The organism is Pseudomonas chlororaphis subsp. aurantiaca, assembly GCF_013466605.1.
In the GTDB taxonomy this organism is placed as follows: Bacteria; Pseudomonadota; Gammaproteobacteria; order Pseudomonadales; family Pseudomonadaceae; genus Aquipseudomonas; species Aquipseudomonas chlororaphis_I.
In genome coordinates this window covers 3,344,432-3,355,910 of record NZ_CP059162.1, presented here as the reverse complement: position 1 = coordinate 3,355,910, position 11,479 = coordinate 3,344,432, and the positions used below count along the sequence as shown (strand labels likewise).

9 protein-coding genes are annotated in these 11,479 nt (G+C 64.6%); 1 reads left to right on the top strand and 8 read right to left on the bottom strand.

What is annotated here, in order from left to right; translation table 11 throughout:
- Positions 1–36: 36 nt before the first annotated feature.
- The 3 genes from H0I86_RS15410 to H0I86_RS15400 are packed head-to-tail and all read right to left on the bottom strand — an operon-like array spanning position 37 to position 3,321.
- Positions 37–984: an HlyD family secretion protein gene (locus tag H0I86_RS15410; RefSeq protein ID WP_124336765.1), complete on the bottom strand. Its 948-nt coding sequence runs from the start codon at positions 982–984 to the stop codon at positions 37–39.
- The gene (locus H0I86_RS15405) at positions 981–1,184 is read right to left on the bottom strand and encodes a DUF1656 domain-containing protein (protein WP_007924845.1); all 204 of its coding nucleotides are present in this window, start codon (positions 1,182–1,184) and stop codon (positions 981–983) included. The genes H0I86_RS15410 and H0I86_RS15405 overlap by 4 nt, the downstream gene beginning before the upstream one ends.
- The gene (locus H0I86_RS15400) at positions 1,174–3,321 is read right to left on the bottom strand and encodes an FUSC family protein (protein WP_180925692.1); all 2,148 of its coding nucleotides are present in this window, start codon (positions 3,319–3,321) and stop codon (positions 1,174–1,176) included. The genes H0I86_RS15405 and H0I86_RS15400 overlap by 11 nt, the downstream gene beginning before the upstream one ends.
- Positions 3,322–3,612: 291 nt before the next feature.
- Between H0I86_RS15400 and H0I86_RS15395 the strand changes: the two genes are divergently transcribed.
- Positions 3,613–4,668: a tetratricopeptide repeat protein gene (locus tag H0I86_RS15395; protein WP_180925691.1), complete on the top strand. Its 1,056-nt coding sequence runs from the start codon at positions 3,613–3,615 to the stop codon at positions 4,666–4,668.
- Positions 4,669–4,765: 97 nt separating this feature from the next.
- Here H0I86_RS15395 and H0I86_RS15390 read toward each other — a convergent pair whose 3' ends face one another.
- The 5 genes from H0I86_RS15390 to H0I86_RS15370 all read right to left on the bottom strand — a co-directional run bounded on the left by H0I86_RS15390 (position 4,766) and on the right by H0I86_RS15370 (position 11,311).
- A complete protein-coding gene (locus H0I86_RS15390) occupies positions 4,766–5,143 on the bottom strand; it encodes a response regulator (RefSeq protein ID WP_009049261.1) in 378 nt (125 codons plus the stop codon).
- 78 nt (positions 5,144–5,221) lie between these two features.
- Positions 5,222–6,403 (bottom strand): hybrid sensor histidine kinase/response regulator, encoded by a 1,182-nt coding sequence (locus tag H0I86_RS15385; RefSeq protein WP_180925690.1) that lies wholly within the window; start codon positions 6,401–6,403, stop codon positions 5,222–5,224.
- Entirely contained in the window at positions 6,397–7,002 is a 606-nt protein-coding gene (locus H0I86_RS15380) for a chemotaxis protein CheB (RefSeq protein ID WP_180925689.1), read from the bottom strand. Before H0I86_RS15380 ends, H0I86_RS15385 begins: the two co-directional genes overlap by 7 nt.
- The gene (locus H0I86_RS15375) at positions 6,999–7,814 is read right to left on the bottom strand and encodes a CheR family methyltransferase (RefSeq protein WP_180925688.1); all 816 of its coding nucleotides are present in this window, start codon (positions 7,812–7,814) and stop codon (positions 6,999–7,001) included. The genes H0I86_RS15380 and H0I86_RS15375 overlap by 4 nt, the downstream gene beginning before the upstream one ends.
- The gene (locus H0I86_RS15370) at positions 7,814–11,311 is read right to left on the bottom strand and encodes a response regulator (RefSeq protein WP_180925687.1); all 3,498 of its coding nucleotides are present in this window, start codon (positions 11,309–11,311) and stop codon (positions 7,814–7,816) included. The genes H0I86_RS15375 and H0I86_RS15370 overlap by 1 nt, the downstream gene beginning before the upstream one ends.
- Positions 11,312–11,479: the final 168 nt, after the last annotated feature.

Below are 11,479 nucleotides of genomic sequence, written 5' to 3'. Positions count from 1 at the left end.
CCCGCGATAGCGCCGTTCCCGGGGCGCCGCCGCAGGTTATTCCAACACCGTCACCGTCGCCGTGGTGCCGGCGCGCAACCTGTCCTTGCCCGGGTAATCGGGGTCGATGGCGATCCGCACCGGCACCCGCTGCGCCAGCTTGACCCAGGTGTAGCTGGGGTTGATGTTGGCCAGCAGGCGGCTGCCCTGGGAGTTCTCGCGGTCGGTAATGGCGAAGGCGATGCTCTGCACCTTGCCGCCGAAGGTTTCGCCGCTCATCAGCTGGATGCGCACCGCACTGCCCTCCTCGATCCGCGGCAGCTTGGTCTCCTCGAAGTAACCACTGATATAGAAGGAGTCGCTGTCCACCAGGGCCAGCAAGGCCGCGCCGGCACTGGCGTAGTCGCCCTGGCGGGTCTGCAGGTTGGTCACGTAGCCGCTGACCGGGGCTTCGACCCGGGTGCGCTGCAGGTCCAGTTCGGCCTGTTTCAGCGCCGCCTGGGCCAGGTGCACGTTGGCCTGGGCCAGGCCGAGATTGGCCTGGTCGCGCAACAGGTCGGCCTGGGCCACCGCCACATCGGTATTGGACTTCTCCCATTCCTCGCCGGAAATCGCGAAGCCCTGCTTCAGGCTCCGGCGCCGGCGCTCCTCGCTTTGCCGCTGCTTGAGCTGCGCCGCGCTGGCGGCAATCGCCGCCTCGGACTGGCCGAGGGTGGCGACCGCCACTTCCACCGAACGCTTGGCATGCTCCACGGCCAGGGCATATTGCGCCGGGTCGATCTCCAGCAGTAGCTGGCCCTTGTCCACGTGCTGGTTGTCCTGCACCTTCAGGCTGACGATGCGCCCGGCGACATCCGCCGACAGGGTCACCACATCGGCCCGCACCCGCGCATCGCGGGTCCAGGGCGCGCGGGTGTAATGCTCCCAGGCGAACCAGCCCAGCACGAGCGCCAGCACTACCGCCACCAGGGTGATCGAGCGGGCCAGGGTGTTTTTCAGATTCATAGGCTTCCCATCAGCAGAATGACCGTGGCGCAGACGCAGGCATACAGCGCCCCTTCGAACAACGCTTCGTGCCAGACGAAACGCAACACACCGAGGCGCCGCAGCCCCCAGTCGAGCAACAGGAAAATCGGCAAGGCCAGCAACAGGGCCTGGGCAATGGGCGGCAGGTAGACGCCGCCGAATTCGAAATCAATGGGCAAGGGCCGGTTCTCCTGTTTCCGTGGGTTGCAGCATGGGGCTGTAGCGCTCCAGGAAGGCGCCGACGATCAGCAGCGAGACGCGCATGCGGAACACCGACCACAGCTGTTCGTGGGCCTGGGGCCGGTCGTCGGTGTGCAGCTGGTCGAGGTAGTCGCCCAGCTCCCGTAGCCGCGCCAGCAGCTCCTCCACATCCAGCCCCGAGCGCCCGGCCACATAACGCCCGATCCGCCGCAGCAACTGCTGCAGGTCGGCGTTGGCCGCGCTGCTCAGCCAGGGGTTGTCCAGGCTCTGCTGCTTGAGCTGGTTCATCGCCACGCCCAGGGTCATGCAGGCCAGGCTGGTTTCGAAACGCTCGGCGGAAACACGGTCGCCGGCGGCGGGCAACAGCCCGAGCATCTGGGTCAGGCGGTCGACCATGCGGCTTTCGAAGACAAACTGCTCCTCGTCGCTGGCCGTGGTTTTCTGCAAGGCGTACACCTGCTCGCGGGTGTCGCGGAACAAGCGGCGAATGCGCAGCACCGGGTTGAACGGGAAGATAAAGGCGTACACCAGCAACGACAGCACCCCACCGCTGACATAGGCCCCGGCGAACTCGAACCACTGGATGGCGCTGTTCTGCCAGGCGCCGATGTTCTGCGGGCCGATCATCAGCAGGCTCGACAGCCCCAGGCCCATGCCGATACCGGCGGTCATCGGGCTGGCCAGGCCCACCGCGACCGTGTACAGCAGCGGCACCAGCAATAGCGCCAGCCACTCGAAATCGCCGATCAAGGGCACCAGGGCAAAGACATAGACCGCCGAGATCACCAGCGCCAGGGCCTGGCCACGCATATAGCTTTGCGCCGCAGCCAGGGGCCGCGGGAAGGTCGCCATCAGCGAACAGAGAATACCCACCAGGACCATGCTCGAACGCGCGCCGTCCCAGGCGGTTTCGATCCAGATCAGCCCGGCGACCAGCAGCGCGGTAAAGGCCCGCAGCGCATTCATCGCCGCCAGCGGCCAGTCCAGGTGTAACGGATTGGCCCGGCCCTGGCGGTACAGGCAACTGGCCTGGCGACCGTCCTGGATGGCATCGCTGAACTCGAGAATGTCTTCGAGCTGCTTGAGCATCCGCGCCTGCTCCCAGCGCAAGGCCCAGGCCAGGGAGCGCAAGGTGGCGGGCAAGGCATCGGCCTCGCGCTCGGCGCGCCGCGCCTGTTCATCGAAGCGCTGCTGCAATTGCGCGAACTGCTGCCGCGAGGCGGCGGGCAAGGCACGGCCGTGCTGCGCCAGTTCATCGAGAAACGCCAGCTCGTCGGCGCGCAGTCGCTGGATCGCCTCCGGCAGCTCGCCGACCCAGCGCGCCCGCAGCAGTTCGCGCTGGTGGCGCAAGACGGTGAGGCGCGAGGTCAGCAGCACCAACTGGTTGCCCAGCAGTTGCACCAGGCCGTCGGCGCTGCGCAGGCGCGGCGCGTCGAAATACAGGTGGCGGCGCAAGCCTTCCAGCGCGCTGATCTCGCCCAGCAGCTGCATCTGCCGCTTGTGGAAGTCGGCCTCGCTTTCGTCGGTGCGAATCGCCGCCGCGGCGTGGGTCGCCAGTAGCTTGAGCACCAGGTCGATCTTGGCGAAGTAGCCATGGGCCACGGCCTCCGGGCGCGCCGTCAGCAGGCTGACCACGCAGACGCAGGCCACCGCCAGCAGGGTTTCGGTGACCCGGGTAATGGCCAGCGTCAGGGTATTGCCCTGCTCGGGGATCGCCAGCATCGCCACCACCACCGCGGTGTAGCCACTGAGCACGAACGCCTGGGAACTGGTGTAGCGCAACAGGGTGCCGCCGGCGGTGCACAACGCCAGCCACAGGCCCAGGGTGACCAGGAACGGCAGCGGCGCCTGGGGGAAGATCGCCATGATCAGCACCGCCACCGCGGCCCCCAGGGTGGTGCCGACCACCTGGCCGAAGCTGCGGGCCAGGGCCATGCCGGCCAGGGGCTGGCTGACGATGATCACCGCCATCAGCGACCACTTGGGCTGGTCGAGATCGAAGATGAACGCCAGGTACAGGGTCAGCAGGCCCGCGACGATGGTGCGCAGGGCGAAGCGCAGCACCGCGCCTCCCGGGTGAATGACAACCTTGAAGTAATTGATCAGTGGCTGCATGAGTGGGTTCTGGGCAAAGGGGTACCTGCGGCTAGCGTAGTCAGTCTGCGGCCGGGAAAGCTTATCGTCCCGGCCTTCCCGGCAGGAAGGCAATTTTTCCCGAACTGTCGATCGTTCGCGCCAACCGCTTGGTCAAGCAGAGTGTTTGGACCAGCCGGCGCCGCTCTTGCGGCCTTGTCCCGCCGCGAAAACCCGAGTCGTGCCCATCGCCCCGCAACCGCGGTTTGACTCCGAGGGGAACCTGACCGAAGCTTGCGCCTTCGTAAAGCCGCCCCTGCCATGGATGCCTGCATGACCAAGCCCCGCCGCCCCCTGTTGATCAGCCTTCTCGTCGTCCTGGCCCTGGGCCTGGCGTGGCTGTTCCTGCGCACCACGCCGCCGGTGGTGCCGGACGCGATCAAGCACGGGTATGGCAAGGCGCTGGAACAGGCACGCAACGGCCAGCCCGGCGCCGCGCGAGTGCTGTATCAGCAGTTGGGGCGTCCCGACCTGTCGGACAGCCGGCGCATCCGCCTGCTCGCCGAGCTGCACAACTACCCCAGCCCGCAAGCGCTGAAACTGGCCGACGCCGGCCTGCACCACGCCACGCCCGAGGTCCGCGAGGCCGCCATCCAGGCGGTGCTCGGCCTGGTCCCGGCGCGCCAGCGCAGCCTGCTGATCGGCCCGCTGCTGGACGACGAAGTGCAAAGCGTGCGCTTCGCCGCCGCCACCGCCCTGCTCGGCCTGTCGCCGGATGAACAGGGCCTGTATTTCGGGCCGCTGCAGCAAGTGATCGATGAGTACACCCAGGTGCTCAAGGCCCAGCCGGAGAACGTCGAGGCGCAATACCAGCTGGCGCGCCTGTACCTGCACAACGCCAACCTGGACCAGGCCCAGCAGACGCTGGAGCACGCCTTGGGCCTGCAACCGGACAACCTGCAAGCGGTGATCCTGCAACTGGAGGTGCTGGACCGCCAGGGCCGCAGCGAAGATGCCCGCAAGCTGCTGGCCAAACAACTGCAGGCGCAACAGGATTCCGCCTACCTGCAACACGCCCTGGGCATGTGGCTGCTGCACCACGACCAGAGCGAGTTCGCCCTGCTCGGCCTGTCCCGCGCCGTGGAGCTGGAGCCGAACAACGCCGACTACCGCTACGACCTGGCCACCACCCTGCACAGCGAAGAAGAGCTGGAAGCGGCGCAGAAACAGCTCGAGGAAATCGTCCAGCGCCAACCCGCCAACCGCAAGGCGCGGGTGCTGCTGATCAAGTACTGGAAGGAAAGCGGCCAGTTGCAGAACGTACAGATCCTCCTGGCCCAACTGGAACAACAGAACCCCGACGATCCGGCCTTGCAGCAAGGCCTGTAAACACGCGCTCCGACACCTGCTGGCCGGACGATATTTCAACCCCTCGCTGTAGCCGCTGCCGCAGGCTGCGGCTACAGCGCGGCGGTTGTAGAGAGGGTCACGCCAGCAGGCGCTGGATCTGCTCTTGCAGGCTGTTGAGGTCGAAGGGCTTGGCCAGGATCGGCGCGCTTCTGGCGATCGGGCTGCCGGACTCGAGAATCTCGGTGGGATAGCCGCTGATGAAAATCACCTTGAGGTCCGGACGCAGCTTCACCGCCGGTTCGGCGATCATCACCCCGGTAATCCCGCCCGGCAGCCGGTAGTCGGTGATCATCACATCCAGATGCGGTTTGCTGGCGAGGATCTCGAACGCCTGCTCGCCGTTCTCCGCCTGTAGCACCCGGTAGCCCAGGCCCGACAGGTAGTCGGCGAGCAACATCAGAATCACCGGTTCATCTTCGACGATCAGTACGACGTCTTGTGCATCTTCACTCATGAGAAGCCTTTGTTCGGTCAATAGCTGCTGATACGACCATGTGGTCACCCAGAAGGTTGCGTGGGTGCCGGTGTTTTCCTACAGCGGCAGACAAACGCGAAACAGCGCACCTTCGCCGATCCTGCTGTCGACTTCGATGGTGCCGCCATGGGCGGTGACGATCTGCTCGGAAATGAACAACCCCAGCCCGAGCCCGGCCACCGCATGATTGACAGAGACGCGCTCGAACTGCTGGAAGATACGCGCCTGGTTTTCCTCGCTGATGCCGATCCCGTGATCGCGCACTTCGACCTGCGCCTGCCCGTCCGCGCTGTAGACCCGCACTTCGATCGGGCTCTTGGCGCCATACCGCAAGGCATTGGTCAGCAGGTTGGAGATCACCTGTTCGATGCGGAACTCGTCCCACTGGCCGAGCACCGAGCCTTCGGCAGTCAGGGCGATCGAGGATTCGGCGGCCTCGACCTGGGGCGCGAAATTCTCCAGCAGGCCACGCACCAGCTGCACCAGGTCGACCTGGCTCGGGCGGATCGACAGCTTGCCGGTGCGGATCCGCGAGATGTCCAGCATGTCCTCGATCAGGCGGATCAGGCTTTTGATCTGGCGCTCGTCGCGCTCGACCATGGCCTGCATCTTGTCCAGGGTGAACGCGGAAGCATTGTCGCGGGCCAGGTGCATCTTGCGCAGCTGGGTCTCCAGGATCAGGCCGTTCAACGGCGTGCGCACCTCATGGGCGACGATCGACATGAAATCGTCACGCATGCGCACCGCCTGCTCCAGTTCGTTCTGGGTCGCCTGCAACTGCTTGAGCAGCGCCTCCTGCTCGCGCCGGCTCTGCTCCAGGGCTTCGACCTGCCGTTTCATGGCCTTGCTCTGCCGGTACAGGTCGACGAACACATTGACCTTGCTCTTCACCGCATGGATATCCAGCGGCTTGTGCAGGAAGTCCACCGCGCCGCTCTCATAGCCCTTGAAGGCATAGTCGAGTTCGCGCCCGGCGGCGCTGACAAACACGATGGGGATGTTCTTGGTCTTCTCGGTGCCGCGCATCAGCTCGGCCAGCTCGAAGCCGTTCATGCCGGGCATCTGCACATCGAGGATGGCCATGGCGAACTCATGCTCGAGCAACAGCGACAACGCCTCGTCCGCTGACAGCGCCTTGTACACCTGGCGGTCCTCGCGCTTGATCAGCGCTTCGAGGGCCAACAAGTTCTCTGGCAGATCGTCGACGATCAGCAGCTTGGCTTGGATATTACTTAACATGCGATTCGTTCCAGCTCGACAAGCAGACGGCTGATGCCGTGCAAAGGGAGAATGTAATCCGGTCGGTGCAGCGCGATGGCCGCCTCGGGCATGGTCGCCACCTGGGCCTCGGCCGGGTCCTGGACAATGCTCAGGCCGCCGCGCCGCTTGACCTGGGCCAGGCCATGGGCGCCGTCCCGGTTGGCCCCGGTCAGCAGCACCGCGGCCAGGCGCGGGCCATAGGCATCGGCGGCGGAGTCGAACAGGTAATCGATGGCGGGGCGCGAATGATGCACGCGCTCCTCCTGGCTCAGGGACAGGCTGCGGTCCTGCTCCACCGACAAGTGATAACCGGGCGTGGCGAAATACAGGGTGCCGCGCTCGATGCTCTCCTTGTCGCGGGCCTCTTTCACCGGCAGCGCCAGGCGCAGGGCGAACAGCTCGGCCAACTGGCTGCGATGCTCTTCGGGCAGGTGCAGCACTACCACGACCGGCAGGCTGAAACCCTCGGGGAACGCGGTGAAGATTTTCAGCAGCGCCTCGACGCCGCCGGCCGACGCGCCTATCACGATGGCCTCGACCCGCGGCAGGGCGGATTGCCTGATGACGTGATCGTTCATGATTTGCGGTAGACCCGTTCTTGTTTGACCAGCGGCTCGAAATGCTGGGCATAGGCCGAGAAATCCAGGGTTTCCTTGCTGCCCAGCACCAGGAAACCACGGTGGCAGAGCGACTCGTGGAACAGGCCGAAGGCGCGGTCCTGCAACTTCTTGTTGAAATAGATCAGCACGTTGCGACAGGAAATCAGCTGGGTTTCGGAGAACACGCTGTCGGTCGCCAGGCTGTGGTCGGCGAAGGTCACGTTCTCACGCAGGGTCTTGTCGAAGATCGCGTAGTCGTAGGCCGCCGTGTAGTAGTCGGCAAAGGAGCGCAAACCGCCGGCCTGCTGGTAGTTCTGGGTGTAGGCGCGAATGTTTTCCAGGGAAAAGATGCCCTGCTTGGCCTTCTCCAGGGAACTGGGATTGATGTCGGTGGCGTAGATGATGGTGCGCTCGAGCAACCCTTCCTCGCGCAACAGGATAGCCATCGAATAGACCTCCTCGCCCGTGCTGCAGCCGGCGATCCAGATCTTGATCGAGGGATAGGTCTTGAGCAGCGGCACCACTTCCCGGCGAATCGCCAGGAAGTGCGACGGGTCGCGAAACATCTCGCTGACCGGGATCGTCAAAAATTGCAGCAACTGCATGAACGCCCCCGGATCATGCAGCACCCGCTCCTGCAGGGCGGAAATGGTCTTGCATTCGAACTGACGCAGCGCATGGTTGATCCGGCGCTTGATCGAGGCACCGGAGTAATCGCGGAAGTCGTAGCTGTACTTGAGGTAGATAGCTTCGATCAACAGGCGCAGTTCGATCTCGGTATTGCGCTCCACTAGATTCTTTCCATCTTGGGTAACCAGACTCGAATAAGGGAAAACAGCCGGTCGAGGTCGATCGGCTTGGCCAGGTAATCGTTGGCGCCCGCCTGCAGGCAGCGCTCCTGATCGTCCTTCATGGCCTTGGCGGTCACCGCGATGATCGGCAGCTTGCGCCAGCGCGGCTGCTTGCGGATTTCCAGGGTGGCTTCGTAACCGTCCATCTCGGGCATCATCACGTCCATCAGCACCAGGTCGATGTCCTCGACTTCATTGAGCTTGGCGATCGCCTCATGGCCGTTGCGACCGATGACCACGATCGCGCCCTTCTGCTCCAGGGCGCTGGTGAGGGCGAAGATATTGCGCACATCGTCGTCCACCAGCAGGACCTTGCGCCCCTCGAAGACCTTGTCGCGGCTGCGGGCGGCCTTGAGCATCTTCTGCCGCTCATGGGACAACTGGGACTCGACCTTGTGCAGGAACAGCGTCACTTCGTCCAGCAGGCGTTCGGGCGAGCGCGCGCCCTTGATGATGATCGAGCGCGAATACTTGCGCAGCTCCGCCTCTTCGTCGCGGGTCAGGTTGCGCCCGGTGTAGACGATCACCGGCGGGAACGAGCAGATGTCCTCGGTGGACATGCGCTTGAGCAGGTCGTTGCCGAGCATGTCCGGCAACTTCAGGTCGATGACCATGCAGTCGTACAGGTTGTCGCGCAGCAGCGCCAAGGCCTCCTGGGCCAGGCCGACGGCGGTGATCTCGATGTCGTCGTCGCCGATCAGCCGGGCGATGCTATCGCGCTGCAGGTCGTCGTCCTCCACCAGCAGCACGCGCTTGACCTTCTGGGTGAGCTTGGCCTCCAGGCGGGCGAACACGTCCTTGAGCTCTTCGCGGGTGGTGGGCTTGACCGCGTAGCCGATGGCGCCCATGTGCATGGCGGCCTCGACCCGGTCTTCCACGGAAATCACGTGCACCGGGATGTGCCGGGTGCTGGCGTGCGCCTTGAGGCGCTGCAACACCGTCAGGCCGGAATGGTCCGGCAGGCGCATGTCCAGCAGGATCGCGTCCGGCACGAACTGCTCGGCCAGGCTGTAGCCTTCGTCGGCGCCGTGGGCCACCAGGCACTGGTAACCCAGCTCGTGGGCCAGGTCATACAGGATGTGGGCAAAGTTCGGCTCGTCCTCCACCACCAGGATGCAACGGGTGGCGAACGGCGCCTTGTCGCGATCGTCGGCGAAACGCGGAATCTCCAGCTCGGGCACCAGGGGGGGCGGCGCCGGAGCCGGTTTGCTCGGCGCCTGGGTCAGCGGCGCAGCGACCGGCTTGAGTTCGCCCTGTTGCTCTGCCACGCGCTCGACGTACTGCTCCGGCAGCACCAGGGTGAAGACACTGCCCTGCCCCGGCTCGCTGGCGACCGTGATCGAACCGCCGAGCAGCGCCGCCAGGTCACGGGAAATCGACAACCCAAGGCCCGTGCCGCCGTAACGGCGATTGGTGGTGCCGTCGGCCTGGCGAAAGGCTTCGAAGATGCTTTCCTGCTGTTCCGGGGCGATGCCGATGCCCGAGTCGCGCACGATAAAGGCGATGCCCGCCTCGGGCTGGTGCGACACGGTCAGGCTGACCTGGCCCTTCTCGGTGAACTTCACGGCGTTGGACAGCAGGTTCTTGAGAATCTGCTCGACCCGCTGGCGGTCGGTGAACAGCATCTGCGGCGTACCGGGCTGCAACTCGACACGGAATTCCAGGCCCTTGTCCGCCGTCAACGGCTGGAACAGCCCGCGCAGGCCTTCGACCAGGCGCGCGACGCTGGTGTTTTCCGGGCGCACTTCGAGCTTGCCGGCTTCTACCTTGGAAATGTCGAGAATGTCGTTGATCAGGTTGAGCAGATCGTTGCCCGCCGAATAAATCGACTCGGCGAACTGCACCTGTTCGGCGCTGAGGTTTTCCTGGGGGTTCTCCGCCAGCAACTTGGCCAGGATCAGCGAGCTGTTCAGCGGCGTGCGCAGCTCGTGGGACATATTGGCGAGGAATTCCGACTTGTACTTGCTCGAACGCTGCAACTCCTCGGCACGTTCTTGCAACTGTACCTGGGCCTGGTTCAGCTCGCCGTTCTTGCGGTCCATGGCGTCGCGCTGCTGCGCCAGCGCCTGGGCCTGCTCGGCCAGTTGCTCGTTGGTCTGTTCCAGCTCCACCTGTTGGGCTTCCAGATGCACCTGGGACTCCTTGAGCACCCGCGACTGTTCTTCGAGCTCTTCGTTGGCGGTCTTCAGTTCTTCCTGCTGCACCTGCAGCTCTTCGTTGAGTTGCTGGGTCTCGGCCAGCACTTCCTGCAGGCGCTGGCGATAACGCGCGGCTTCGATGGCGGTGCCGATATTGCCGGCGATCAGCTCCAGGAACTCGACATCGCGCTCGCTGAGGGCGCGCAGGAAGCCCAGCTCGATCACCCCGTTGACCCGGTCGTCGTCGCTGGTCGGCACCACCAGCACGCTGCGCGGCACGCCGTCGCCCAGGCCGGAGCTGACCTTGAAGTAATCGGCGGGCACCTCGTCCAGGCGGATCAGCCGGTCCTGCTGGGCCGCCTGCCCGACCATGCCTTCGCCGATGAAAATCGACTGTTCGCGCTCTTCCTGCTCGCGGGAGAAGCCATAGGCGGCCACGCGCTTGAGGCCGCCGTGCTCTTCACGCACGTACAGCGCCGCTACGGCGCTGCTCAGGTATTGCGCGCAGAACTGCAGGATGTTGCGCCCCAGCAGGTTCAGCGTCAGTTGCCCCAGCATCTGCTCGGCCAGTTCGGTCTGGCCACTGCGCAGCCAGGCCTGTTGCGCCAGGCTCTGGGCGCTGTGCTGCTGGGCGGCGAGGTTGGCGCTGTAGCTCTTCGACAGGTTGAGCAGGTCGCGGCGACCGATAAAGGCCAGCAGGCCACTGATGACCACCACGAACAGCAGGTACAGGACCACGCTGAGGACTGTGGTGCGGGTGACATTCTCGTTGCGATCGACCCGCAGCTGCTGCTCCATCGCCACCGCTTCGTCGTATTCCTTGCGCATCTGGTCGGTCAGGCGCTTGCCCCGGCCGGACTGAACCGAGCGGCGATAATCGCCCTCCTGGCGACGCATCTCGATCATGCTTTTCGCGTGCAGGCCCCACTCTTCCTGCAAGGCTTCCAGGCGCTTGAAGCGATCGACCTGCTGCGGATTGTCCGCCACCAGCCCCCGCAACTCACGCAGCTCGCTGAAGATCTGCGGCTTGGCCACTTCATACGGGTCGAGGAAATGCTCGTCGCCGGTGATCAGGAAGCCGCGCATGCCGGTTTCCAGGTCGACCGTCAGCTTGGCGGCCTGGTTGATGCTGTTGATCACCCGATCGCTGTGCTGGACCCACTGGATCGCCGAGAGCAGATAGCTGATCAGGGACACGAAGACCACCGCGCTGAGCACGCCCACCCCCAGGGGAAGCGCGATGTTGCGGCTTAGCAGCTTGCGAAAACTCTGTTCATCGACCGAAGACGGGGAGCTCATTGAAAGGCCTTGGTGAAGTGTCAAAAACCATGGAGTTTGCCCCAAAGGTGGGCAACGCATCTATTCTTCCGACAAGCTCGGTGGCAATTTTTCGTCCTGCACTGCCCGCCCTCGATCAGACAGGTTATTCTGGCACAGCTTGTACAGGATTACTTTTTTGTACAGCTT